The organism is Pseudomonas sp. SWRI81 (assembly GCF_014268545.1).
Lineage (GTDB): Bacteria > Pseudomonadota > Gammaproteobacteria > Pseudomonadales > Pseudomonadaceae > Aquipseudomonas > Aquipseudomonas hamedanensis.
The window spans coordinates 21778-47369 of sequence record NZ_JABWQS010000038.1 but is presented as its reverse complement, the minus strand read 5'-3'; the positions used below and the strand labels follow the sequence as shown (position 1 = coordinate 47369).

At 59.4% G+C, this 25592-nt stretch carries 23 protein-coding genes and 1 pseudogene; 14 read left to right on the top strand and 10 right to left on the bottom strand.

All coding sequences use genetic code 11. From position 1 onward, the window contains the following. The first annotated feature begins 173 nt into the window (after nt 1–173). Both HU765_RS20565 and HU765_RS20560 read left to right on the top strand, forming a co-directional pair. Nucleotides 174–896 carry a 1-acylglycerol-3-phosphate O-acyltransferase gene (locus HU765_RS20565; protein ID WP_186551601.1) on the top strand — a complete coding sequence of 241 codons (723 nt, stop codon included), beginning with the start codon at nt 174–176 and terminating at the stop codon, nt 894–896. 133 nt (nt 897–1029) lie between these two features. Further along, nucleotides 1030–2001: a magnesium and cobalt transport protein CorA gene (locus tag HU765_RS20560; RefSeq protein WP_186551602.1), complete on the top strand. Its 972-nt coding sequence runs from the start codon at nt 1030–1032 to the stop codon at nt 1999–2001. 90 nt (nt 2002–2091) lie between these two features. On the opposite strand, the gene HU765_RS20555 is transcribed toward HU765_RS20560, so the two are convergent. The 3 genes from HU765_RS20555 to HU765_RS20545 all read right to left on the bottom strand — a co-directional run bounded on the left by HU765_RS20555 (nt 2092) and on the right by HU765_RS20545 (nt 6281). Further along, the gene (locus HU765_RS20555; RefSeq protein ID WP_186551603.1) at nt 2092–2814 is read right to left on the bottom strand and encodes an amidotransferase; all 723 of its coding nucleotides are present in this window, start codon (nt 2812–2814) and stop codon (nt 2092–2094) included. A 92-nt stretch (nt 2815–2906) separates the two neighbouring features. After that, nucleotides 2907–5051: a 3-hydroxyacyl-CoA dehydrogenase NAD-binding domain-containing protein gene (locus HU765_RS20550; protein WP_186622605.1), complete on the bottom strand. Its 2145-nt coding sequence runs from the start codon at nt 5049–5051 to the stop codon at nt 2907–2909. A gap of 24 nt (nt 5052–5075) precedes the next feature. Further along, nucleotides 5076–6281: an acetyl-CoA C-acetyltransferase gene (locus HU765_RS20545; protein WP_186622604.1), complete on the bottom strand. Its 1206-nt coding sequence runs from the start codon at nt 6279–6281 to the stop codon at nt 5076–5078. Nucleotides 6282–6615: 334 nt separating this feature from the next. Between HU765_RS20545 and HU765_RS20540 the strand changes: the two genes are divergently transcribed. Continuing rightward, nucleotides 6616–6768 carry a hypothetical protein gene (locus HU765_RS20540; RefSeq protein ID WP_186551608.1) on the top strand — a complete coding sequence of 51 codons (153 nt, stop codon included), beginning with the start codon at nt 6616–6618 and terminating at the stop codon, nt 6766–6768. 95 nt (nt 6769–6863) lie between these two features. After that, a pseudogene (locus tag HU765_RS20535) lies at nt 6864–7686 on the top strand (cytochrome c). A 118-nt stretch (nt 7687–7804) separates the two neighbouring features. Here the strand turns inward: HU765_RS20535 and HU765_RS20530 are convergent. From HU765_RS20530 to speE, 6 genes are all read right to left on the bottom strand, one after another. Next, nucleotides 7805–8608, bottom strand: a complete 804-nt coding sequence (locus HU765_RS20530; RefSeq protein ID WP_186622603.1) for a transglutaminase family protein — start codon at nt 8606–8608, stop codon at nt 7805–7807. Continuing rightward, the gene (locus HU765_RS20525) at nt 8605–9555 is read right to left on the bottom strand and encodes an alpha-E domain-containing protein (RefSeq protein ID WP_186622602.1); all 951 of its coding nucleotides are present in this window, start codon (nt 9553–9555) and stop codon (nt 8605–8607) included. Before HU765_RS20525 ends, HU765_RS20530 begins: the two co-directional genes overlap by 4 nt. A 12-nt stretch (nt 9556–9567) precedes the next feature. Beyond that, on the bottom strand, nt 9568–10977 hold the full coding sequence (locus tag HU765_RS20520; RefSeq protein ID WP_186622601.1) for a circularly permuted type 2 ATP-grasp protein: 1410 nt from the start codon (nt 10975–10977) through the stop codon (nt 9568–9570). Nucleotides 10978–11464: 487 nt separating this feature from the next. After that, on the bottom strand, nt 11465–11812 hold the full coding sequence (locus HU765_RS20515; RefSeq protein ID WP_003223226.1) for a ribonuclease E inhibitor RraB: 348 nt from the start codon (nt 11810–11812) through the stop codon (nt 11465–11467). A 209-nt stretch (nt 11813–12021) separates the two neighbouring features. Further along, complete coding sequence (locus tag HU765_RS20510; RefSeq protein WP_186622600.1) at nt 12022–12255, bottom strand: hypothetical protein; 234 nt, start codon at nt 12253–12255, stop codon at nt 12022–12024. Between the two features lie 287 nt (nt 12256–12542). Continuing rightward, nucleotides 12543–13418 carry a polyamine aminopropyltransferase gene (gene speE, locus HU765_RS20505; RefSeq protein ID WP_186622599.1) on the bottom strand — a complete coding sequence of 292 codons (876 nt, stop codon included), beginning with the start codon at nt 13416–13418 and terminating at the stop codon, nt 12543–12545. Nucleotides 13419–13762: 344 nt separating this feature from the next. On the opposite strand from speE, the gene glpD reads away from it, so the two are divergent. Continuing rightward, the gene (gene glpD / locus HU765_RS20500; RefSeq protein WP_186622597.1) at nt 13763–15298 is read left to right on the top strand and encodes a glycerol-3-phosphate dehydrogenase; all 1536 of its coding nucleotides are present in this window, start codon (nt 13763–13765) and stop codon (nt 15296–15298) included. 99 nt (nt 15299–15397) lie between these two features. On the opposite strand, the gene HU765_RS20495 is transcribed toward glpD, so the two are convergent. Beyond that, nucleotides 15398–16285 carry a LysR family transcriptional regulator gene (locus HU765_RS20495; protein WP_186622624.1) on the bottom strand — a complete coding sequence of 296 codons (888 nt, stop codon included), beginning with the start codon at nt 16283–16285 and terminating at the stop codon, nt 15398–15400. A 105-nt stretch (nt 16286–16390) separates the two neighbouring features. Here HU765_RS20495 and HU765_RS20490 point away from each other — a divergent pair, with 105 nt between their 5' ends. The 9 genes from HU765_RS20490 to HU765_RS20450 all read left to right on the top strand — a co-directional run bounded on the left by HU765_RS20490 (nt 16391) and on the right by HU765_RS20450 (nt 25474). After that, nucleotides 16391–17758 (top strand): MFS transporter, encoded by a 1368-nt coding sequence (locus tag HU765_RS20490; protein WP_186622594.1) that lies wholly within the window; start codon nt 16391–16393, stop codon nt 17756–17758. After that, the gene (locus HU765_RS20485) at nt 17739–18149 is read left to right on the top strand and encodes a DUF4440 domain-containing protein (RefSeq protein WP_186622593.1); all 411 of its coding nucleotides are present in this window, start codon (nt 17739–17741) and stop codon (nt 18147–18149) included. Before HU765_RS20490 ends, HU765_RS20485 begins: the two co-directional genes overlap by 20 nt. 273 nt (nt 18150–18422) lie before the next feature. Further along, a complete protein-coding gene (locus tag HU765_RS20480) occupies nt 18423–19337 on the top strand; it encodes a glutamate/aspartate ABC transporter substrate-binding protein (RefSeq protein WP_186550002.1) in 915 nt (304 codons plus the stop codon). Nucleotides 19338–19530: 193 nt separating this feature from the next. Then, entirely contained in the window at nt 19531–20277 is a 747-nt protein-coding gene (locus HU765_RS20475; protein ID WP_186622590.1) for an amino acid ABC transporter permease, read from the top strand. Beyond that, nucleotides 20277–20948, top strand: coding sequence for an ABC transporter permease subunit (locus HU765_RS20470; protein ID WP_186549998.1), 672 nt, complete (start codon nt 20277–20279; stop codon nt 20946–20948). Before HU765_RS20475 ends, HU765_RS20470 begins: the two co-directional genes overlap by 1 nt. Beyond that, entirely contained in the window at nt 20945–21679 is a 735-nt protein-coding gene (locus HU765_RS20465) for an amino acid ABC transporter ATP-binding protein (RefSeq protein ID WP_016773390.1), read from the top strand. The genes HU765_RS20470 and HU765_RS20465 overlap by 4 nt, the downstream gene beginning before the upstream one ends. A gap of 218 nt (nt 21680–21897) precedes the next feature. Continuing rightward, nucleotides 21898–23799, top strand: a complete 1902-nt coding sequence (locus tag HU765_RS20460; protein ID WP_186549996.1) for an ATP-binding protein — start codon at nt 21898–21900, stop codon at nt 23797–23799. After that, the gene (locus HU765_RS20455) at nt 23796–25124 is read left to right on the top strand and encodes a sigma-54 dependent transcriptional regulator (RefSeq protein WP_186549994.1); all 1329 of its coding nucleotides are present in this window, start codon (nt 23796–23798) and stop codon (nt 25122–25124) included. Before HU765_RS20460 ends, HU765_RS20455 begins: the two co-directional genes overlap by 4 nt. 20 nt (nt 25125–25144) lie before the next feature. Beyond that, complete coding sequence (locus HU765_RS20450; RefSeq protein ID WP_186622622.1) at nt 25145–25474, top strand: GlpM family protein; 330 nt, start codon at nt 25145–25147, stop codon at nt 25472–25474. Nucleotides 25475–25592 lie beyond the last annotated feature (118 nt).

Here is a 25592-nt window from a genome sequence, read left to right as displayed (position 1 = left end):
GCTTTTTCTTGCCCGCCGGGTTTAAAAGGCAGCGACAGCTCTAGGACAGGTCTGCCCTTCAACTTAGAAACATGCGCTTAAACATCGGCCATCTCCGGAGTCTATAGCGGCAATTGCCGAAAACAGTGCACATCCGTACACTGCGCCACCTTTTGTCCCGGTGGGGCCTGAAAATGCTGTTCGTGTTTCGTATGTTATTGATGGGTCTGCACTTTGTTCTGGCTGGAGTGCTAGGAGTGATCCTCGGCGTGTGCCGCCCGTTCAATCCTGACAACAGTCGACTCTGCGCTCGCCTCTACGCGCTTCCGGCGATGTGCATTTTGCGTCTGCGGGTGAAATCCGACGTCGGTGGTTTGCTGGACAAACCCGACAGCTGCGTGATCATCGCCAATCATCAATCCAACTACGATCTGTTTGTGTTCGGCAACGTGGTGCCGCGGCGCACCGTGTGCATCGGCAAAAAGAGCCTGAAGTGGGTGCCGCTGTTCGGGCAGTTGTTCTGGCTGGCGGGCAATGTATTGATCGACCGCGGCAATGCGCACAAGGCGCGGCAATCGATGCTCACCACCACCCATACCCTGCAAAACGAAGAGACTTCCATTTGGGTATTCCCGGAAGGGACGCGTAACCTCGGCGAGGAGCTGCTGCCATTCAAGAAAGGTGCGTTCCAGATGGCGATCGCCGCCGGTGTGCCGATCGTTCCGGTGTGCGTCAGCAGCTACATCAAGCACATGCGCCTGAATCGCTGGCGCAGCGGCGACGTTCTCATACGTTCGCTGCCGGCGATTCCTACAGTCGGATTGACCATGGACGACATGCCCATGCTTATCGAGCAATGCCGCGAACAGATGCGCGAATGCATCGAATCGATGGATCGCCAACTGCAAGCCGCCTGAAAACCAAACCCGCCCTGTGCGGGTTTTCTTTTGCCCACTGAACTGTACAGATTTCACTGACTCTGAAGCAGCGACACGGCTAAGCTGAAGCCTTGTATTCCTGTCACCTGCCAAGAAGAAGTGAATCACCACCATGGGTCGAGTTGTTGCTGCTGCGGTCTACAGCGCGGGAAAGAAAGTCACCAATATCACGCTTGATGAAGGCGCTGCCTGGGCCGCCAAACCCGGTCACTTTGTCTGGATCGGTCTCGAAGAGCCGGACGCGCAGGAACTGTTCAACCTGCAACGTCAGTTCAACCTGCATGAACTGGCCATCGAAGATGCGCTGGAGAAACACAGCCGGCCAAAGCTGGAAACCTTTGGCGACGCTTTGTTTATCGTTACCTACTCGCCCGTTCGTGAAAACGGCGTTTTACAGTTCATCGAAACGCATATTTTCGCCGGTAAGGGCTACATCATTACCGCACGCAACGGCCACTCTGCCTCATACGCGCAAGTCCGCCAACGTTGTGAGGCACGTCCGTTGCTGTTGGAGCATGGGGAAGATTTCGTGCTCTATGCGCTGCTCGATTTCGTCATCGAGAACTATCAGCCCGTGGGCGAAGCCATTCATGCCGAGATTGATGAACTGGAGCGCAACGTGCTGTGCAGTGCGCTGAATGAGCGTGACATTCAAAAGCTCCATGGCCTGCGCCGCGATGTCGTGCGCCTGCGCCGGTACGCAGCGCCGATGGTAGAGATTGGCGAAGAACTGCAGAAACTCAGCTTCCCGTTTATCGACAAGAACATGCGCCCCTACTTCCGCGACGTGCAGATCCATGTGACGCGGCAGATGGAGGACCTGAGTACGCTGGCCGACATCGCCAGCCAGACCATCGAGATTGGCGTGTTGCTCGAGGCGTCACGGCAAAGCGTGGTGCAGCGCAAGTTCGCGGCGTGGGCGGCGATTCTGGCGTTTCCCACGGCGGTGGCGGGGATTTACGGGATGAACTTCGAGAACATGCCGGAGCTGACCTGGCATTACGGCTATTTCGGCGTGCTGGGGTTTATTGCGGTGGGCTGTGTGAGTCTTTGGGCGAGTTTCAAGCGGTCTGGGTGGTTGTAGCAGGAACCGCGTTGCCCGGGCGATTCGCGAGCAGGCTTGCTCCCACAGAGGATCAATGTAGGAGCGAGCCTGCTCGCGAAGCTTTTGGTCTCAAACTGTTTCTGGCTTGTGCGCCACAAACCGCATCATCCATTCCGCAACCGTAGCGCCATGATGCTCCTGTTCCAGGCTGGCGACGCCGTTGTTGTAAATCTGCGCACCCAGCGCTTCCTGGCGCAAATCCAGCAGCGCCCGCGAATAGTCATGAATGAATTCCGGGTGCCCCTGGAAGCACAGCACCTGATCGTTGATGTGATACGCGGCGAACGGGCAGAAGTCACTGGACGCAATCACCGTGGCGTTCTCCGGCAGCGCCGTGACTTGGTCCTGATGGCTGATCAGCAGCGTCAGCTCTTCACGTACCGGACTCATCCATGGCGCCTTGGCTGCGAGTTTGTAGTTGTGGGTACCGACGCCCCAGCCTTGCGTCGCACGTTCGCTCTTGCCACCGAGCAGCAGCGCCAGCAACTGATGACCGAAGCATACGCCGAGCAGTTTGTCGCCACGCTCGTAACGCGCCAGCAGGTATTGCTTGAGGGTCTGAATCCACGGATCCGTGCCGAATGAATCGGCCTTGCTGCCGGTGACCAGGTACGCGTCGAAGCTCAGGTCGTCGCTCGGGTAGTGGCCCTGCATCACGTTGTAGACGGTGAACTCGGCGGCAATTGGTTGCTGCGAGAACAGGCGCTGAAACATCTGCCCGTAACCCTGATATTGGTCGACCAGTTCCGGACGCAGGATGTCGGTTTCGAGTATGCAGATGCGTAGCGACATAAAAAATACCTGACACGTGATGGGAATAATGAACACCTCAGAGCCTGCCTTGAAACACCCTGGCAAGGCAAGCCCCGCAGTGCCCTCGGCCCCTAGAACATCTCACCGTTGGCGGCTTTATCCAGCAGCAGTGCCGGCGGTGCGAAACGTTCGCCGTACTGCTCCGCCAGGTACTGCGCCCGGGCAACAAAGTCCTTCACGCCGTATTGGTTGATGAACTGCAGCGCGCCCCCCGTCCATGCGGCGAAACCGATGCCGAAGATCGAGCCGACGTTGGCATCGGCCGTCGAGGTCAGCACGCCCTCCTCGACGCAGCGCACGGTTTCGATAGCTTGAATAAACAGCAAACGATCACGCACATCCTGTGACGAAATCTGCCCGTCGGCCTTCTCTAAACGGCTTTTCAGCTCGGGCCACAAATGCTTTTGAGCGCCGACCGGGTAATCATAAAAGCCAGCGCCCGCCGCCTTGCCGGGCCGTTTGTATTCGTTGAGCAGCAAGTCAATCACGGCAAACGCCGGGTGCTCAATCAGCGGTTTCCCTTCTGCCTGTAGGTCTTTGGCCGTCTGCGTGCGGATGAGGCTCATCAAGCTGAGGGAAACTTCGTCGGAGATGGCCAGCGGGCCTACCGGCATCCCGGCCTTGCGTGCTTCGGTCTCGATCATCGGCGCGCTGACGCCTTCGCCGAGCATGGCGATGCCTTCATTAGTGAACGTGCCAAACACTCGCGAGGTGAAGAAGCCGCGGCTATCGCTGACCACGATCGGGGTCTTCCTGATTTGCAGGACGAAATCAAAACCGCGCGCCAGGGTGGCGTCGCTGGTTTGCGCGCCCTTGATGATTTCCACCAGCGGCATTTTTTCCACCGGGCTGAAGAAATGCAGGCCGATGAACTTGCTTTGATCCGGCACAGCGCGCGCCAGACCGGTGATCGGCAATGTCGAGGTGTTGGACGCAATCACCGCCTCGCCGCCAACGACTTTTTGCGCCGCCGCCGAGACCCGGGCCTTCAAATCGCGGTCCTCAAAGACCGCTTCGATGACCAGATCGCACCCGGCCAGATCAGCATCGTCCTCAGTGGTGTGGATCCGCGCCAGCACCTCATCACGCTGCACAACCGTCATTTGCCCCCGTGCAACCTTCTTGTCCAGCAGTGCCGCTGAATGCGCCTTGCCTTTATCGGCCGCAGCGAGGTTGATGTCTTTGAGCACCACGTTGATACCGGCCGAGACGCTGACAAAAGCGATCCCCGCGCCCATCATGCCGGCGCCCAATACGCCGACCTTTTGCGTTTTATGTGGCGCGAAACCCTGTGGTCGCGAACCGCCGGCATTGATTTCATTGAGCTGAAACCAGAACGTGCCAATCAGGTTTTTCGCGATCTGCCCGGTGGTCAGCTCAGTGAAATAGCGGGTTTCGATCAAATGCGCTGTGTCAAAATCCACCTGCGCGCCCTCCACCGCCGCACATAGGATCTTCTCCGGTGCTGGCAGCGTGCCTTGGGTTTTCGTGCGCAGGATCGACGGTGCGATTGCCAGCATCTGCGCCACTTTCGGGTTGGACGGTGTGCCGCCGGGGATTTGATAACCCTTGACGTCCCAACGCTGCACGGCCGCTGGGTTGGCAATGATCCAGGCACGGGCCTTGACCAGCAAGTCGTCGCGATCTGACGCCAGCGCGTCGATCAAACCCGCCTGCAACGCCTGCTGCGGGCGGATTTTCTTGCCTTCGAGCAAGTACGGCAGCGCTTTTTCGATGCCGAGCAGGCGCACCATGCGCACCACCCCGCCGCCGCCCGGCAACAGGCCGAGGGTCACTTCCGGCAGGCCGAGTTGCACCGAGGCATCGTCCAGCGCCACGCGGTGATGACAAGCCAGACAGATTTCCCAACCGCCCCCCAGTGCCGCGCCATTAATGGCGGCGACCACCGGCTTGCCCAGTGTTTCCAGCGTGCGCAGTTGGCCTTTGAGGGCGAGCACCATGTCGTAGAACGCTTTGGCCTGCGGCTTGCCGACCTTGATCAGTTCGTTGAGGTCGCCGCCGGCAAAGAAGGTTTTCTTTGCCGAGGTGATGATGACCCCGGCCAGGCTGTCTTTCTCTGTGAGCAGACGGGCAACGCTGGCCGCCATGGCCTCGCGGTACACGGCGTTCATGGTGTTGGCGCTCTGGCCCGGCAGGTCGATGGTCAGCACGACGATACCGTCCTGGCCTTTTTCGTAACGAATGGCTTCGCTCATAGCAGGATTCCTTGAATGCGGGGCTCAGAGGCGTTCGATGATGGTGGCAATGCCCATGCCGCCGCCGACGCACAGGGTCGCCAGGCCATAGCGCAGGCGTCGGGCGTCCAGCTCGTCGAGCAGAGTGCCGAGGATGGCGCAACCGGTGGCGCCCAGCGGGTGGCCCATGGCGATGGAACCACCGTTGACGTTGACCTTGTCCGGGTCGACGGCCATGTCCTTGATGAACTTCAGCACCACCGAGGCAAACGCTTCGTTGACCTCGAACAGGTCAATGTCTTCCACGCGCAGCCCGGCCTTGGCCAATGCTTTACGGGTGGCTGGCGCCGGGCCGGTGAGCATGATGGTCGGATCAGTGCTTGTGACTGCCGTAGCGACAATCCGCGCCCGGGGTTGCAGACCCAGCGCGCGGCCCTTGGCTTCGGAGCCGATCAGCATCAGCGCGGCGCCATCAACGATGCCAGAGCTGTTGCCGGGGGTGTGCACGTGGTTGATCCGCTCGACATGGCTGTAGACCCGCAGCGCCGTGGCATCGAAGCCCATCTGGCCGATCATTTCAAAACTCGGCTTGAGCTTGCCCAAGCCTTCCAGCGTGCAATCGGCGCGAATGAATTCATCATGATCGAGCAGGATGATGCCGTTCTGATCCTGCACCGGCACCAGCGACTTGCTGAACGCACCGCCGGCCCGGGCCCGCGCGGCTTTCTGTTGCGAATGCAGGGCGTAGGCGTCGACGTCCTGGCGGCTGAAGCCTTCAAGGGTAGCGATCAGGTCGGCGCCAACGCCTTGCGGGGTGAAATGGCTGTGCAGGTTGGTCTGCGGGTCCAGCGCCCAGGCGCCGCCATCGCTGCCCATCGGCACCCGCGACATCGACTCGACGCCGCCAACCACCACCAGGTCTTCGAAACCGGAACGCACTTTCATCGCGCCGAGGTTGACCGCTTCCAGCCCCGAGGCGCAGAAACGGTTGATTTGCACGCCCGCCACGCTGACGTCCCAATCGGCCACCTGCACGGCGGTCTTGGCGATGTCCGAGCCCTGATCGCCGATCGGCGTCACGCAGCCGAGTACCACGTCATCGACCTGACGGGTGTCCAGCGAGGTGCGCAGTTGCAGCGCGGCCAGCAATCCGGCCACCAGGTTCACCGGTTTGACACTGTGCAAGGCGCCGTCGGCCTTGCCTTTGCCCCGGGGCGTGCGTAATGCGTCGAATATCAAAGCTTGGGTCATGACGTCCTCGAACCTGTGCGGTGATGATGGCGGGTCCGTCACTCTTGGCCGCAGCGCGTCAGGATTCAATGACCACAGCGCTCAATGCGCTTGACGTACACGCTCAGACGGACGGTCATCGTCGATCAGGTGAACCGGTTCAGGTCGCCGAGTTGTCTAGCCAGCGGGCGCTACAGGAGCTGGCAATACGCCTCATAGCTTTTTAATCGCATTTTCCGAGACCTCCATGTGAAATGGATCTAAGCCACGGCGCGCACCAGCCCTAAGGTGAACATGTACGTCATCGTTGTCGGGTTTTGCCGAGACGGTCGTCCCTCAACAGGAAGTGCAACGCATGCCGTCATGGATATGCAGGCAGGCATCAGGAAATAACAATAAAGGCGGTCAAGCCATGTTCAAACAACCGAAAGTTCGTCAAGCAGGGCTCATTCTTTTTGCCACGACGCTGTTGTTGATTTTGCCGAATCTGACCAAGGTCATCGGCTGACTCAAGCGCCAGGCGCTGACTATCGCCACAGAAAATGTGACTGGCCCGCTACCCGGGCCAGCGTGGCTGTGCCAACCTTTGTGCACTTTCACGACATGGACGGCGATCATTTTGAAAACCCTCATTGCGTTCGGGGTCTTGCTGCTCAGCATGCCCTTGTCTGCCGCACAGCTGGAGTTGCAGCTTGGCGCGAACAGCCGCACCTGGCAGACCGAGGAGCTGCTCAAGCTCCCCCAAATACGCACGCTCACGGTCAAGAACGATGTCTCTTATAAAAAAGACATGACCTACCGTGCGGTGCCCATGGCTGCATTGCTGACCGGGATAAAGCCCGAAGATCACCTGCAAGCGGTGGCGCTGGACGGGTTTGCCGCCGAACTGGCGGCGGCGCCGTTGCTCGGCACCACAGGCGCACGGGCCTGGCTGGCCATTGAAGATCCCGCTCAGCCGTGGCCGCCGCTGGCCGCGGGCAAACACGGCGCCGGGCCGTTCTATCTGGTGTGGACGGATCCGCAGGTCGGCAATATCAGCCCCGAGCAGTGGCCGTTTCAAGTCGCCAGCATCAAGCTGATGGCCCCGGTGGCCCAGCGCTTCCCTGCCCTGCTCCCCGATCCCGCGCTGAAGGCCGATGATCCGGTAAACAAGGGTTTTGCGCTGTTTCAGAAAAACTGCCTGGCCTGTCATCGTTTGAACGGTGCCGGGGATGCGCAATTCGGCCCGGATCTGAATATTCCGTACAACCCGACCGAGTATTTCGGTGCAGACTTTTTGAAGCGTTACATTCGTGATCCGCAGAGCTTGCGTCAGTGGCCGCAGGCGAAGATGCCCGGGTTTTCGGTGGAGGTGTTGCCGGATCAGGATTTGCAGATGTTGATCGGGTATTTGCAGCACATGGCCGGACGCAAGGTTAAGCCCTGACACCGATCCCCTTGTAGGAGCGAGCCTGCTCGCGATAGCGGTGGGTCAGTCACAACGGTATCGCCTGATATGCCGCTATCGCGAGCAGGCTCACTCCTACAGGGGATGGTGCGAATCCTTACTGCTGCTGGACGGAAATGACCGGCGTCGGCGAAACAAACACCTTCGCGTGCATCTGCTCGCAGCCGCCGCCCCGGCGCATGCCGCGTACCGGGCAGGCATCCAGGTAATCCAGGCCCACCGCCAGTTTCAAATGACGTTCGGGCCGCGCCAGTTGATTGGTCACGTCGAAGCTGTACCAGGCGTCATCCAGCCATGCTTCTGCCCAGGCGTGACTGGCCAGATGTTCGCAGTCCTCGCTGTACAGATAGCCCGACACATAACGCGATGGCACGCCGAGGCTGCGGGCGCAGGCCAGGAACGCGTGGGTGTGATCCTGACAGACCCCGGCCCGCCCGGCGAAGGCTTCGGCGGCGCTGGTATCGACTTCGGTCGAGCCCGGCGTGTAGCTCATGTGCTGATTCAGACCGTGCATCAGATCGATCAGGGCCGTGCGGTCACGGCGCTGCTTGCAGGCGTGCTCGGCAAACGCGCGAAGGGCTTCATCGGCTTCGGTCAAACGAGTGAAGCGCAGGAACGGCAACGCCGACTGGCTTTCATGCTCGGCTTCGCGCAGTTCGTCGATATCGACTTGGCCGCGAGCGCCGATAATGATCGCTTCGTGTGGCTCGTCCATGGTCAGCACATGCAGGATGTTGCCGAACGGATCGAGCTGCGCACGCACCGGACGCGGCAGGTCGAGCTGCCAGCTGAGGACGTGCTGACGCTCGCTATCGTGAGGCGTCAGACGCAGATACTGGATGCTCGCCCGCACCTGATCTTCGTAGTGATAGGTGGTCTCGTGGCTAATGGAAAGTCTCATGCAGCCTCCAGGTAGGAACTGTGAATGGCGTTGCCCAACTGGCGCACCAGCGGGATGAATTCGGTCAGCCAGGCGTGCAGGCCTTCCTCGAGGATTTCGTTGATCCCGGTATAGCGCAGGCGTGCATCCATTTCCGCCGCCAGACGTTGTGCCGGGCGGCCGTTGGCGCCGGGCAATTGCGCAAGAATCTGGTCGATTTCTTCGGTGCAGGCGCGCAGCGACCGCGGCACATCGGCGCGCAACAGCAACAACTCGGCGACATGTCGGGCGCCGGGGGCATCACGGTAAATTTCCGTGTAGGCCTCGAATGACGACAGGGCCCGTAACAGCGCACTCCACTGGTAATACGCGTGCGCCGTACTGTCACTGACCGCTTCGGCCTGATCGCCGGCCATTTCATAACGAGCATCGAGCAGGCGCAGTGTGTTGTCCGCGCGTTCGATAAACGTGCCGAGCCGAATGAAGCGAAAGGCATCGTTGCGCATGATCGTGCCGTAGGAGGCGCCGCGAAACAGGTGCGAACGCTCCTTGATCCATTCGCAGAAACGGCTCATGCCATAGCGGCTGAGGCCTTGTTCGGCGATCCCGCGAATCTCCAGCCAGGTGGCGTTGATGTTCTCCCACATGTCCGCGGTGATACGCCCGCGCACCGCATGGGCGCTGGCTCGCGCCGCCCCCAGGCAACTGTAGATGCTCGCCGGGTTGGCGGCATCGAGGGCGAAAAAATGCAGCAAGCGTTCGGCATGCAATGCGCCGTGGCGTTCCAGATAATCGTCCAGGGTGCCGGTGATGAGCAGCGGCATGGCGAGTTCGTGCAGACCGTCGCCGCGCCCGTCTTGCGGCATCAGCGACAGCGAATAGCTGATGTCGAGCATCCGCGCGAGGTTTTCCGCTCGCTCCAGATAGCGCGACATCCAGTACAGATCCGAGGCAGTTCTACTTAACATGGCAAGCTTCCTTCAATCCTCGACCACCCAGGTGTCCTTGGTTCCGCCACCCTGGGAGGAATTCACCACCAGAGAGCCTTCGCGCAAGGCGACACGGGTCAAACCGCCGGGCACAACCCGGGTTTCGCGACCGGACAGCACAAACGGGCGCAGGTCGATGTGGCGCGGCGCAATGCCGTTTTCGACAAAGGTCGGACAGGTCGACAGCGACAGCGTCGGTTGCGCGATATAGGCATGGGGCTTGGCCTTGATGCGCTCGCGAAAAGCGTCGATTTCAGCCGTCGTGGCCGCCGGCCCTACCAGCATTCCGTAACCGCCGGAGCCTTGGGTTTCCTTGACCACCAGATCCGGTAGATTGGCCAGCACATGGGACAGTTCAGACGGATTGCGGCATTGCCAGGTCGGTACGTTCTTCAGGATCGGTTCTTCATCGAGGTAAAAACGGATCATGTCGGTGACAAACGGATACACCGATTTGTCGTCCGCCACGCCGGTGCCGATGGCGTTGGCCAGCACCACATTGCCGGAGCGATAGGATGACAGCAGCCCCGGCACACCGAGCATCGAGTCCGGATTGAAGGCCAGCGGATCGAGGAACGCATCGTCGAGACGGCGGTAGATCACGTCCACCGCTTTTGGGCCATCGGTGGTGCGCATGAACACTTTGTCGTCGCGCACAAACAGGTCCGCGCCTTCGACCAGTTCGACGCCCATTTCCCGCGCGAGAAACGCGTGTTCGAAAAACGCACTGTTGAAGCGCCCCGGCGTCAATACCACCACGCTCGGGTCGTCCAGCGGGCTGGAGCTTTTCAGGGTGTCGAGCAACAGGTTCGGGTAGTGGTCGATGGGCGCGATGCGCTGGGCGGCGAACAGCTCGGGAAACAAGCGCATCATCATTTTGCGGTCTTCGAGCATGTAGCTCACGCCGCTCGGAGTGCGCAGGTTGTCTTCGAGTACGTAATAGGTCCCGTCGCCGTCACGCACCAGATCGACGCCGGAAATGTGCGAATAGATGTCGCGGTGCAGATCCAGGCCTTGCATCGCCAACTGATATTGCTCGTTGGCCAGCACCTGTTCGGCGGGAATGATCCCGGCCTTGATGATGCGCTGCTCGTGATACAGGTCGGCGAGGAACATGTTCAGCGCCTTGACCCGCTGGATGCAGCCGCGCTCGACAATCCGCCACTCACTGGCGGGGATGCTGCGCGGAATGGTGTCGAAAGGAATCAGGCGCTCGGTGCCCTGCTCGTCCCCGTAGAGCGTGAAGGTGATGCCGGCACGATGGAACAGCAGATCGGCCTCGCGTCGCCGCTGGGCGAGCAACTCGTCAGGCGTATCCGCCAGCCAACGGGCGAACTCTCGATAATGCGGGCGAACCTGGCCGCCGGCATCGTACATCTCATCAAAATAGGTGCGGATCATGCCGTACTCCTTGTCACTCCGGACATACAGGCCTTCGCAAGGCCCGTGCCATCGGCATAAACGCTTTGATTTCAATCGGTTGTATATCCACGCCGCGGGCAGCGCACCATTCCTGTGCGGCAAATGCCCCGGCCCGATTGCCCCCGCTTCATTGCGACGCACTGCGGCGTCTATCACCAGCATAGTCAGAGTTGATTTCACTGCCTGAGCGTGACTGCGGATAATCCGCGCATTCGCTGCAAAACCTCCTCGGCAGAGACGCCGAAAAGCTTGCCGCTCAACCGCTCTGGACTGCCTCGGCAGCCCGCCCCGCCGTAACCCTGACCGGTTTCCTCTCCTTATCGGTCTTCCCTTTTAGCCACCCTCTCCGGTGGCTTTTTTTTGCCCGGGATTCTTGTTTCAGGGTTTTTCCACGGCAATTTGGTACTCCGAAAACAACAACGGCCGACCCGAAGGTCAGCCGTTGCTCGACAAACACTGCGCAATATCAATTCAACCGATAGCGATTGCGCACCTCCTGCTTCACGCCCCAGCCCTCGATAATGCCGCCCAAGGGCTCGACCACTGCGGAAAAGCCCTGCTCGAAATCGCCAATATCGTCGTAGGTCGCATACATCACTTTGCTCAATTCCAGCGACCAGGCGCCATCATCGCGCGCACTGACCTGGGCATTGATCGATTCACCGCGAAATTTGCCTGCTGCCCTGCGCGCCCGTTCCTCGTCCGGGAAAATCGCGTAGAACTCGATGGGATGGAAACGGGAAAAATCGAAACCGCCTTCTTTCATGCGGCGCAGAACATTGCTGCTGATGTCTTCTTGATAGGCTGTGCTCATGAATCGTCCCCCTCGATTGATGGATAGACTTTCCGTATTCCCGCCCCGGGCCTTTTGGCCAAAGTACTACGGCAACGTGGTTGCGCGCGGGAAGCAAGCATGTAGCTGACAAGACCAGACCTTAGCGATCCATTCGCTGATCTCGCTTGCAGAGTAGCCCCAAGAGAGCGCTGCTGCCAAGGCCTGGTTTACGAGATGACAGGAAGTATTCAGATGGGGGTGATGCTGCGGATTTCGATGCCGTTCTGCGTCTTGAGGTTTTTCACCCCGGCATCGGCGGTGCGCCCTTCCAGATCGTTCAGATCCAATTTGGCGGCGACCGGAAGAAGCCGCTCCTTGATCAGCCGTGCGGCCTCATCGTCGGACGGGCATTCCTCACGTTCGAAGACTTCATCAACAATTTCACCGTGATCATCCACGAAAGTGACTTTCCACTTTTGCATCAGTGCCTCCTCGATCAACCCGTAAATGGGCTTACCTCTATCTCGACTTTTTCCCGCGATAGTTGGTTCAAAAGGATTACAGGCGCCAACGGTGAAAATAACATCCAATCGATAAGGCGGACTCTGTGGCGAGGGGATTTATCCCCGTCCGGCTGCGCAGCAGTCGTAATACCATCCATTGCGGTTTAACAGAGACACCGCGCAGGCCGGTTCAGGGATGCTGCGCATCCCAACGGGGATAAATCCCCTCGCCACAAAAGCTCCCTTACAGAGCGCCTTCGGCGTGATTAGTCGTTGCTTGGCTTGTTGATCGCACGCAGTACGTATTGCGGCAAGGCGAATGCGCCGATGTGGATTTCCGGGTTGTAGTAGCGGGTGACGATGCCGCTGCCGATAAACCGCTGTTGCAGGGTTTCACGGCTCAGCTTGCGGTAGGCCGGGTTGGTCGAACCCCAGGCGAAGGTCATCGAACCGCCGATGTAGGTCGGCACGGCGGCCTGATAGAAGTGCCAGTCCGGGAACAGGCTGTTGAGGCGACCGGCCGTGGTTTTGACTTCGTCGATCTGCATGAACGGCGTGCCGTTCTGCGTCACGAGAATACCGCCCTCGTTCAGGCAACGGTGGCAGGCCTGATAGAAGTTCTCCGAGAACAGCACTTCGCCCGGACCGATCGGATCGGTGGAGTCGGAGATGATCACGTCGAATTTTTCGCTGGTGGTGGCAACGAAACGCATGCCGTCATCGATCACCAGGTTCAGACGGGGATCGTCGTAAGCACCGGCGGAATGGTTCGGCAGGAATTCTTTGCACATGTCGACCACGGTGCCGTCGATCTCGACCATGGTGATGTGTTCGACACCGGCGTGCTTGGTCACTTCGCGCAACATGCCGCCGTCGCCGCCGCCGATGATCAGCACGCGCTTGGCAGTGCCGTGGGCGAGGATCGGCACGTGGGTGAGCATTTCGTGGTAGATGAATTCGTCGGCTTCGGTGGTCTGGATCACGCCGTCCAGCGCCATCACCCGGCCCATGCGCGGGTTCTGGAAGATCACCAGGTGCTGGTGTTCGGTGCGCACTTCGTGCAGCAGTTTTTCCATGCGGAAACGCTGGCCGTAGCCTTCGTAAAGGGTTTCCAGGTATTCGCTGGTCTTGGTGACGGTCATGGTCGAGTGCTCCGATAAATGCGCGGGCGTCAAACGTGGGGACGATTGCCCGGGAAAGGCGCGCATTCTACGTCGCCGAAGATGACAGGTCGAACGTCACTTGATCGGCTGAACACATAACCCTTGTAGGAGTGAGCCTGCTCGCGAAGAGGCCCTTAAAAGCAGCACACCTTTCGCGCCTTTGCGCAGCTCATGTTCGAAAATTTTCCTTTCTCTGCCCTTCGATGAGTTTTTTCAATCGAAGTCGACTGGCTGCGCGCGTCTTTATGGGCTACCATTTTCGCAAATGAACATTCATGTTCGATTTCAAATATCGAAAACCAAAAAGAACCCGAGGCCAGCCGATGTCCACCTCTACCTTGCGTACGCCCCCTCTCTCCGAGATCTATGACGTTGCCGTAATCGGCGGCGGGATCAATGGCGTGGGGATCGCAGCGGATGCCGCCGGTCGCGGTCTTTCGGTGTTCCTTTGCGAAAAGGACGATCTCGCCAGCCACACTTCGTCAGCCAGCAGCAAGCTGATCCACGGTGGCCTGCGCTATCTCGAACATTATGAATTCCGTCTGGTGCGTGAGGCGCTGGCCGAACGTGAAGTGCTGCTGGCCAAGGCACCGCACATCGTCAAGCCGATGCGCTTCGTGCTGCCGCACCGCCCGCACCTGCGTCCGGCGTGGATGATTCGTGCCGGCCTGTTCCTCTATGACAACCTTGGCAAACGCGAAAAGCTGCCGGGTTCGAAAAGCCTGAAGTTCGGCGCCGACAGCGCGCTGAAAAGCGAAATCAAGAAAGGCTTCGAATACTCCGACTGCTGGGTCGATGACGCCCGCCTCGTGGTGCTCAACGCCATGGCCGCCCGCGAAAAAGGCGCCCACGTGCACACCCAGACCCGTTGTGTCAGCGCCCGTCGCGCCAAAGGCCTGTGGCATCTGCACCTGGAACGCGCCGATGGCAGCCTGTTTTCGATTACCGCCAAAGCACTGGTCAACGCCGCCGGCCCGTGGGTAGCCAAATTCATCCGTGACGACCTGAAGATGGAATCGCCGTACGGCATTCGTCTGATTCAGGGCAGCCACATCATCGTGCCGAAACTGTACGAAGGTGAGCATGCGCACATTCTGCAAAACGAAGACCAGCGCATCGTTTTCACCATTCCGTACCTGAACCACTTCACCCTGATTGGCACCACCGACCGCGAATACACCGGCGATCCGGCCAAAGTCGCGATCACCGAAGGGGAAACCGATTACCTGCTGAAAGTGGTCAACGCCCACTTCAAGCAGCAGCTCAGCCGCGATGACATCCTGCACAGCTACTCGGGCGTACGGCCGCTGTGCAACGACGAATCCGACAACCCCTCGGCGGTCACTCGCGATTACACCCTGGCGCTGTCTGGCGGCGGCGAAGAAGCGCCCCTGCTGTCGGTGTTCGGCGGCAAGCTGACCACCTATCGCAAACTCGCCGAATCAGCGATGGCGCAGTTGATGCCGTTCTTCACCCAGATGCGCCCGAGCTGGACGTCCACCGCCACCCTGCCCGGCGGCGAAGACATGACCACACCGCAAGCCTTGAGCGCGCTGATTCGCGACAAGTTCGACTTCGTTCCGACTGAAATCGCCCGTCGCTGGGCCGTCACTTACGGTAGCCGCACCTGGCGCATGCTTGAAGGCGTGGAAACCCTGGCCGACATGGGTGAGCACATAGGCGGCGGGCTCTATACCCGCGAAGTCGATTACCTGTGCAGCGAAGAGTGGGCGACCACTGCGCACGACATTTTGTGGCGCCGTACCAAGCTCGGGTTGTTCACCACGGCAGATGAGCAGCAGAAGCTGGCGTCGTATCTGGGCAAGGTTGAGCAGAATCGGAAGATCGAGGCGGCTTGATCTCACCGTTTAAACGAAAGCCCCTGGATCGAGAGATTCAGGGGCTTTTTTTGTTGTATCCGCAAAATCCAGCCCCCTCACGACATTGGATAGATGAACTCACTGCCCCAGATGCACCAACAGAAAATCGATGAAAACCCGCGATTTGTGCGGCAGATGTGGAGTGTTTGGAAAGACCACATTGATCGATTGCGAGGGCAGCGAGTAACCGGGCAGCAGGCGCACCAGACGACCACTGGCAATATCGTCTTCAACCACCCAGGCCGGCAGTACCGACACGCCCAGCGAGGACAGTGTCATTGATCGAATTGCTGTGGAGGAATTCGACTCGAAGTGGCTGGTGCCGTTGACTTCGATCTCCCCACCCAGACCATCACGTAAGCGCCACTGTGTCGGCGCCTGCAGATTGCTGTTGGCAATCCACGGTACACCATTCAGATCCTGGGGCTGTCGAACCGCATGCCGGGCGAGAAATCCTTCGGTGGCGACCAATACGATTTCGTAATCCGCCAGCTTTCGGCTTTTGAATGCCGAATCTGCCAAGTTACCCAAGCGAACGACCAGGTCGAGCTTCTCTGCCACTAGATCATTCAGCGAAGAGTTGAAGTTGTAGCACAGGCGAATATCCGGATAGTGCTCGGTAAACAACGGGATCAACGGCAGAATAAACTTCTCACCATACTCGCTGGTTGAACTTATGCGCAACTTTCCAGATACGCGATTATTACCCTTCAATACATTGTCAAAAGCATTATCAATGTCCGCGATAATCCCCTTGAACTCTTCATAAAACTCCTGACCTATTTCCGTCAGCGAAATGTTACGTGTATTGCGGATCAGCAACGTGGCCGACAACACTTCCTCCAGCGCCTTGACATGCAGGCTGGCCATGGCTTTGCTGATACTCAGATAATTAGCCGCTTTGGTATAAGAACCAAAATCGACCACCGCGAGAAACGTTTGAACCCGATTAAGATGAGAGTGCATGGTGGTTGGGCTCACTGTTAAATTCTGTCAAACATTGTTTTAAGCATAGTCGTATCGACACTTCAAGTCCATCGCCCCTATGCTGCGCGGCAAAGGGGATACACCATGAACTATCGCTACAAGATCGCGCTGATTTTCTTGATCGGCTTCTTTATTGATTGCATAAATATATTTATGTCCGCTGTCGCATTACCCAGTATATCGGCCACTTTGCAAGTCAGCACTTCTGCAGTGGCATGGGTCGCCAACGCTTACATCCTCGGGTTGACCTTGATAATCCCTGTCAGCACCTGGCTGGCCGGACGCTTTGGCAGTCGTGAAATTCTGACCGTTTCCATGCTGGTATTCAGCGGCTCGGTGTGGATGTGCGGCCAGGCCGACAGTTTCCACGAACTGGTGATCTGGCGCTTCGTCCAGGGCATCGGCGGTGGCTTGTTGATTCCGGTCGGACAGGCGCTGACGTTCAATCTTTTCCAGGGCGAGCAACGGGCGAAGATATCCACGCTGGTGATGGCCGTCGCACTGATCGCACCGGCCATTTCACCCACCGTGGGCGGCATCATCGTCGACAGCAGTTCATGGCGCTGGGTGTTCTATAGCAACATTCCGTTTTCGCTGATCGCCGCCGGTTTGTCCTGGTTCTGGATCAGGGAAAGCAAGCCCGCCGATCTTCAGCGGCCCGACATCAAAGGCCTGTTGCTGGTCAGCGCGGCACTCGCCAGCCTGTTGATGGGCATGTCGCTGTACGGCGGCGACTATCCGCCGTTGGCAGCGCTGGTGTTTGTCATCGCGGGCCTGATATTCATAGCCGTTTATCTGTTGCACTACCGCCGTTGCAACAACGCAATCATCGAGTTGAGCTTGCTCAGAAGTAAAAAACTCAGCACCTCGATTCTCATCTATTACGCGATTCCGGGCGTGTTCACCGGAGTCAATCTGATGAGCATTTTCTTCCTGCAGAACATTCTGCACTTCAGCGCCAGGCTGACCGGGATGTTCATGATCCTTTACGCCATTGGTGCGTTCATCGCGATGACCCTTTGCGGCAGGGTCTACAACCGGGTCGGCGCCAAGCGCCTGTTCATTCTCGGCATGTTGTTGCACAGCGCTGGCATCGCCACGTTGGTGCTGGTCAATGCACCCGGTGATCTGTGGATCATCGTCCTTGCCTACAGCCTGATGGGCATCGGTGGCGGCATCGGTGCCAATACCGCGCAGACCACCTCATTGATGGACTTCGCCGGCGGCGATACGCACAAGGCCAGTGTCATCTGGAACATCAATCGCCAGATGTCTTTCAGCCTCGGCGCCGCGCTGTTTCTGATGATTTTCAATGTGCTGCTCAAGCAGTTCGACACCACGCAGGCCTACCACGCGACCTTCGCGGTTGCGGCGCTGGTCGGGCTGCTGCCGCTGTTTCAGATGCGCCAATTGAACCCTGAAGAGAGTGCCCATGAGCAACGATCTGGCTGAACAAGCCATACACAGTATTCACTACGTCCACGAACTGATTCATCGCGTATTCACCGATGCCGACGGCACTGGTGCCGCAAGCATCGAGCCGTTGATGCAGGCATTTGCCGAGGACTTCAGCATGGTTGGCATCTCGGCGATTCCGTTGAACCGGTCCGAGGTCGAGCAACTGTTCAGGGGAGCTGTGGGCGCCAAGGCAGGGCTTGATATCGACATCAGCGATTTGCATACGGTCTGGCAGCAGGACGAGACACTGGCTCTGAGCTACGTAGAAACCCAGCGGTTAAACGGGACTGAACACTCACGCGTGTCGGTGGCAATCCTGAGGGCGCAGGCAGACGGGGTGAAGTGGCTGTATTTGCACGAAACGCCTTTGAGCCGGGATCGCTGAGACTGCGCGTTACAGATCATTCGGTTTTCCGAACGCGACTCTCCGGTCGATTCGGTTAACCGGATCAGTTCCGCATAAAATCACCGCCACAAAACTTTAATAACGTTAAAAATCAATTGGTTGACCATTATCGACTGGTCTGGCACGACTTCTGCTCTACACTCTCTCGACGAATGCCTGCTGTGCCAACACTTCAGGAGCCGTCAGGCATTCGAAGCACAAAAAGGGCCGACAAACTGGCTCCATAAAAAAAACAATGTCGAGGAAAATTTGATGCGCATCGTTCCCCATATCCTGGGCGCAGCCATTGCTGCCGCTCTGATCAGCACGCCAGTTTTCGCCGCCGAGCTCACCGGCACCCTGAAGAAGATCAAAGAGTCCGGTGTCATCACCCTGGGCCACCGTGACGCCTCCATTCCGTTCTCCTACATCGCGGACGCTTCCGGCAAGCCGGTCGGCTACTCCCACGATATCCAGCTGGCCATCGTCGAAGCGATCAAGAAAGACCTCGACCTGCCCAACCTGCAAGTCAAATACAACCTGGTGACTTCGCAAACCCGTATCCCGCTGGTGCAGAACGGCACCGTGGACGTCGAGTGCGGTTCGACCACCAACAACGTCGAGCGTCAGCAGCAGGTCGACTTCTCCGTCGGCATCTTCGAAATCGGTACCCGTCTGCTCTCCAAGAAAGACTCCAAGTACAAGGATTTCGACGATCTGAAAGGCAAGAACGTCGTGACCACCGCCGGCACCACCTCCGAGCGCATCCTCAAGGCGATGAACGCCGACAAGCAGATGGGCATGAACGTCATCTCCGCCAAAGACCACGGCGAATCCTTCCAGATGCTGGAATCGGGCCGTGCCGTGGCGTTCATGATGGACGACGCGCTGCTCGCCGGCGAAGCGGCCAAGGCCAAGAAAGCCGCCGATTGGGAAGTCACCGGCACCGCGCAGTCGTACGAAATCTACGGCTGCATGATGCGCAAGGGCGACGCCCCGTTCAAAAAAGCTGTGGATGACGCCATCGTCGCCACCTACAAGTCGGGCGAAATCAACAAGATCTACGAGAAGTGGTTCATGCAGCCGATTCCGCCAAAAGGCCTGAACCTGAACTTCCCGATGAGCGACGAGCTCAAGACCCTGATCGCCAACCCGACCGACAAAGCGGCTGACGACAAGAAATCCTGATTTCTGACTAACCTTATCCCCTGAGGAGGCGCCTGCCTTTTCAGGGGATGGTCACTCCCTGCTGGCACTTTTTTGGAAACACTCGAACCGGTAGCTGTCGAGCCGATCGCGTGTGCCTGATGTTCACATCAGGCGGGAACGGAGTTTCCCCAGGCGGGCACTTGTACATCGATCGAATCGAGGGGAGACCCTAATGAATTACAACTGGGACTGGGGCGTGTTCTTCAAGTCCACCGGCGTGGGCAGCGAGACTTATCTCGACTGGTTCATCTCCGGGCTGGGCTGGACCATCGCCATCGCCATCGTCGCGTGGATCATCGCCCTGCTGCTGGGCTCGATACTGGGCGTGATGCGCACCGTACCGAACCGCATCGTGTCGGGCATCGCGACCTGCTACGTCGAACTGTTCCGTAACGTGCCACTGCTGGTTCAGCTGTTCATCTGGTACTTCCTGGTACCCGATCTGCTGCCCGCGGATATGCAGGAGTGGTACAAACAGGACCTGAACCCGACCACCTCGGCCTACCTGAGCGTCGTCGTGTGCCTTGGCCTGTTCACTGCCGCGCGTGTTTGCGAGCAAGTGCGCACCGGTATCCAGGCGCTGCCCCGCGGCCAGGAATCGGCCGCCCGCGCCATGGGTTTCAAGCTGCCGCAAATCTACTGGAACGTGCTGCTGCCCCAGGCCTACCGGATCATCATTCCACCGCTTACCTCGGAATTTTTGAACGTGTTCAAGAACTCCTCCGTGGCGTCCTTGATCGGCCTGATGGAGCTACTGGCGCAAACCAAACAGACCGCCGAGTTCTCGGCCAACCTGTTTGAAGCGTTCACCCTGGCGACCCTGATCTACTTCACCCTCAACATGAGCCTGATGTTGCTGATGCGCATGGTCGAGAAGAAAGTCGCCGTGCCCGGCCTGATCTCCGTGGGGGGTAAATAATGGAATTCGATTTCAGCGGCATCGTCCCGGCCATTCCCGGTTTGTGGAACGGCATGGTGATGACCCTCAAGCTGATGGCCATGGGCGTGGTCGGCGGGATCATTCTCGGCACCATTCTCGCGCTGATGCGTCTGTCGCACAGCAAACTGCTGTCGAGCATCGCTGGCGCCTACGTCAACTATTTCCGTTCGATCCCGCTGCTGCTGGTGATCACCTGGTTCTATCTGGCGGTGCCGTTCGTGCTGCGCTGGATCACCGGCGAAGACACACCGATCGGTGCGTTCACCTCATGCATCGTGGCGTTCATGATGTTCGAAGCGGCGTACTTCTGCGAAATCGTCCGTGCCGGCGTGCAGTCGATCCCCAAAGGTCAGATGGGCGCGGCGCAAGCGCTGGGCATGACTTACGGGCAGATGATGCGCCTGATCATCCTGCCGCAGGCGTTCCGCAAAATGACCCCGCTGTTGCTGCAGCAGAGCATCATTCTGTTCCAGGACACTTCGCTGGTTTACACCGTAGGCCTGGTTGACTTCCTCAATGCCTCCCGCGCCAGCGGCGACATCATCGGCCGCTCCAACGAGTTCCTGATTATCGCCGGTCTTGTGTACTTCATTATCAGCTTCGCCGCCTCGCGGCTGGTCAAGCAACTGCAAAAAAGGTTCGCCGTATGATCTCTATCAAAAATATCAACAAGTGGTATGGGGACTTCCAGGTGCTGACTGATTGCAGCACCGAGGTCAAAAAAGGCGAAGTGATCGTGGTCTGCGGCCCGTCGGGTTCCGGCAAGTCGACGCTGATCAAATGCGTCAACGCGCTGGAGCCGTTTCAGAAGGGTGACGTCGTGGTTGATGGCACCTCGATTGCCGACCCGAAGACCAACCTGCCGAAACTGCGTTCGCGGGTGGGCATGGTGTTCCAGCATTTCGAACTGTTCCCGCACCTGACCATCACCGAAAACCTGACCATCGCGCAGATCAAGGTGCTGGGCCGCAGCAAGGAAGAGGCGACCAAAAAAGGTCTGCAACTGCTTGAGCGCGTCGGCCTGTCGGCGCACGCCCACAAACATCCGGGGCAACTGTCCGGCGGTCAGCAACAGCGTGTGGCGATTGCCCGTGCGCTGGCGATGGACCCGATCGTCATGCTATTCGACGAGCCGACCTCGGCGCTCGACCCGGAAATGGTCAACGAAGTGCTCGACGTGATGGTGCAACTGGCCCACGAAGGCATGACAATGATGTGCGTGACCCACGAAATGGGCTTCGCCCGTAAAGTGGCCGACCGGGTGATTTTCATGGACCAGGGCAAGATCATCGAAGACTGCCCGAAAGAGGAATTCTTCGGCGACATCAGCGCCCGCTCCGAACGCGCGCAGCACTTCCTCGAGAAAATCTTGCAGCACTAAAAAACCACGCAGAACCCTGTGGTGTGGCGAGCTTCTGTGGCGAGGGGATTTATCCCCGTTGGGCTGCGAAGCGGCCCTGGCATTTCAAAGTCAAACCGCATCTAGCGGTTCGACGACTGCTTCGCAGCCGAACGGGGATAAATCCCCTCACCACAGGGTTCACCTCAAAGCAACGGTGATGCACAAACAAGTGCAGTGGTTGACCCAAGGCATCTGTGATGAAATGCGACCCCACCCTCTATCGCGCTGCAAAGCCATCACTTGCCGTGAAGCCCCGTCTGATTCGCCATCTGTTCCTGCCGCCGCTGGTCATCGCCCTGATGATTGGCCTGGGGTTTATCGGCTTCTGGACCAGTGAGCACTTCGGCATCCGCAGCCTCGGCGAGAACGGCCAGCGTCAGTTGGAGTTGCACGCCCGTGCGGTCGAAAGCGAAATCAGCAAGTACACCTACCTGCCCAGCCTGCTGGAACTCGAAACGAGTGTGCCGCAGTTGCTGGCCGACCCGACCCCGGAACACCGGCAAACGGTCAACGATTACCTTGAGGGCCTGAACCGCCGCAGCCGCAGCCGGGCCATCTATGTGATGGACACCACCGGCCGCGTCATGGCCACCAGCAACTGGCGCGATGTCGACAGTTACCTGGGTGAGGACCTGTCCTTCCGCGCCTATTTCAAGGACGCCGTGCGCGGCCAGCCCGGGCGTTTCTACGGCATCGGCAGCACCAACGGCGAGCCCGGTTACTACCTGGCCCACGGCCTGGAAGAGCACGGCAAGATCATCGGCGTCGCGGTGGTCAAGGTGCGCCTGGAAGCCATGGAAGAACGCTGGCAGCGCGCGCGTCTGGAAGCCTTTGTCAGTGACGAAAACGGCATCATCATTCTTTCCAGCGATCCGGCCCGGCGGCTGAAATCGGTGGTCCCGCTAAGCGACGAGGTCAAGGAAAAACTCGCCCGCAGCCTGCAGTACTACTGGTTCCCGCTCAACGAGCTGCAACCGCTGGCCCGCGAGACCTTGTCCGAAGGCGTGGAAAAACTCACCTTCCCGGCCAACAGCGAAGTGGCGTCCGACGAGGATGACATCAGTTACCTGGCGCAGACCCGGCCGCTGAGCGACACGCCGTGGAATTTCACCCTGCTCACGCCGCTGCAGGACCTGCGCCGCGAGGCGATCAATCAAGGCATTCTGGTGGCGGTCGCATTCGCCCTGTTCGCCTTCCTGCTGATCGCCTGGAACGAGCGGCGCAAGGTCCTCGCCACCCGCCTCGCCGCCCGCGAAGCCTTGCAGGAAGTGAACAGCCAGCTGGAGCGACGGATTACCGAACGCACTGCCGATCTGCGTGCCAGCAACGAACGGCTCAAGAGCCAGATACGCGAACGCCGCCAGGCCGAAGAGACCTTGCGCCGCGCCCAGGATGAACTGGTGCAGGCCGGCAAACTCGCCGCGATCGGCCAGATGTCCACCAGCATCGCCCATGAATTGAATCAGCCCCTGGCAGCGATGCGCACGCTGTCGGGCAATACCGTGCGCTTTCTTGAGCGCGGCCAGCTCGATGTCGCCAGCACCAACCTCAAGACCATCAACGACCTGATCGACCGCATGGGCCGGATCACCGCCAGCCTGCGCTCCTTTGCCCGGCGCGGCGATAACAAGGGCCAGGCCAGCCTCGGCAAAGCGGTCGACGCCGCGCTGCAAGTGCTCGGCGCGCGTCTGGAAACCTCGGCGCTGCAAGTGCACCGGCAGTTCAGCGACGTGCAATTGCAGATCGACCAGACCCGTCTCGAACAGATTCTGCTCAACCTGATCGGCAACGCCCTCGATGCCATGCAGGCCCAGGCGCAGCCGCAACTGTGGCTCGAAGGCGAAGAGTTCAACGGCAAATATCGCCTGCGCGTACGTGACAACGGTCACGGCATCGACGCCGAGGCGCGCAAACATTTGTTCGAACCGTTTTTCACCACCAAGCCCGGCGAGCAAGGCCTGGGCCTGGGCCTGACGCTTTCCGCCAGCCTCGCCGCCGCCACCGGCGGCCATCTGGGTGTCGAACACCCGGCCAGCGGTGGCACCACCTTCGTCCTCAGTTTACCGTTGGTAAGCCCTACACCTGCCGAGCCAATATGAACCACGAACTCAGTGTGCTGATTGTCGAAGACGACCCCCATGTGCTGCTCGGCTGCCAGCAGGCGCTGACCCTGGAAGACATTCCCTGCATCGGCGTGGGCAGTGCCGAAGAAGCGCTGGAGCAGGTCGGCGATAATTTCGCCGGTATCGTCATCAGCGATATCCGCCTGCCGGGCATCGATGGCCTGGAACTGCTGACCCGCCTCAAGCAACGCGACCGCAGCCTGCCGGTGGTGCTGATCACCGGCCATGGCGACATCTCCATGGCGGTCGGCGCGATGCAGAAAGGCGCTTACGATTTCATGGAGAAGCCGTTCTCGCCGGAGCGTCTGGTGGACGTCGCCCGGCGTGCGCTGGAACAACGCAGCCTGGCCCGCGAAGTCTCGTCGTTGCGGCGGCAACTGGCCGAACGCGATTCTCTGGAAGGACGGATCATCGGCCGCTCGCCGGCGATGCAGAACCTGCGCGAACTGATCGCCAACGTCGCCGACACCTCGGCCAACGTGTTGATCGAGGGCGAGACCGGCACCGGCAAGGAACTGGTCGCCCGCTGCCTGCACGACTTCAGCCGCCGTCACGGCAAACAGTTCGTCGCACTGAACTGCGGCGGCCTGCCGGAAAACCTCTTTGAAAGTGAAATCTTCGGCCACGAAGCGAACGCCTTCACCGGTGCCGGCAAGCGCCGTATCGGCAAGATCGAGCACGCCGACGGCGGCACGCTGTTTCTCGATGAGGTGGAAAGCATGCCGCTGCCGTTGCAGATCAAACTGCTGCGTGTGTTGCAGGAGCGCACCCTCGAACGCCTCGGTTCCAACCAGAGCGTGGCCGTGGACTGCCGGGTGATTGCGGCGACCAAATCCGACCTCGACGAAGCCAGCAAAGCGGGGGCCTTTCGCAGCGACCTGTATTACCGCCTCAACGTGGTGACGCTGGAATTGCCGCCCTTGCGCGAACGCCGCGAAGACATCCTGCAACTGTTCGAACACTTCACCCAGCAATCGGCCCTGCGCTTCGACCGCGCATTGCCGGAGCTGGACAATCAGACCCTGTCGCACCTGATGAGCCACGACTGGCCCGGCAACGTGCGCGAACTGCGCAACGTCGCCGAGCGCTTCGCCCTGGGCCTGCCGGCCTTCAAGAAGTCCGGCGCCGGCAGCGGCGGTCAAGGTCTGGCGTTCGCCGAAGCGGTGGAGGCATTCGAGCGCAACCTGCTCAGCGACGCCCTGCAACGCAGCGGCGGCAACCTGACCCAGGCCAGCCTGGAACTGGGCATGGCCAAGACCACGCTGTTCGACAAAGTGAAAAAATACGGCCTGAGCCATTAAGCGAGAACGACGTGGACCTGATATTCAAAGCCCTGCTGGGCGCCGCCGTGGTGGTGATGATCGCGGCGCTGTCGAAGACCAAAAACTATTACATCGCAGGTTTGGTGCCGCTGTTTCCGACCTTTGCGCTGATTGCCCATTACATCGTTGGCAAGGGCCGCTCGATCGATGATCTGAAAACCACGATCGTGTTTGGGATGTGGTCGATTATTCCGTACTTCGTCTATCTGGCGACGTTGTATGTGATGGTCGACCGGATGCGGCTGGAGGCGTCGCTGGCCGTGGCGGCAGTGGCGTGGTTGATGGCGGCGACTGTTTTAGTGACCGTTTGGGTGCGTGTTCACAGCTGACGCAGGGACGCCTGTTTGGTGACAATGAGGGCCCCTTCGCGAGCAGGCTCGCTCCCACATTTGCAATGCATTCCCCTGTGGGAGCGAGCCTGCTCGCGAAGGGGCCGAACGATCACCG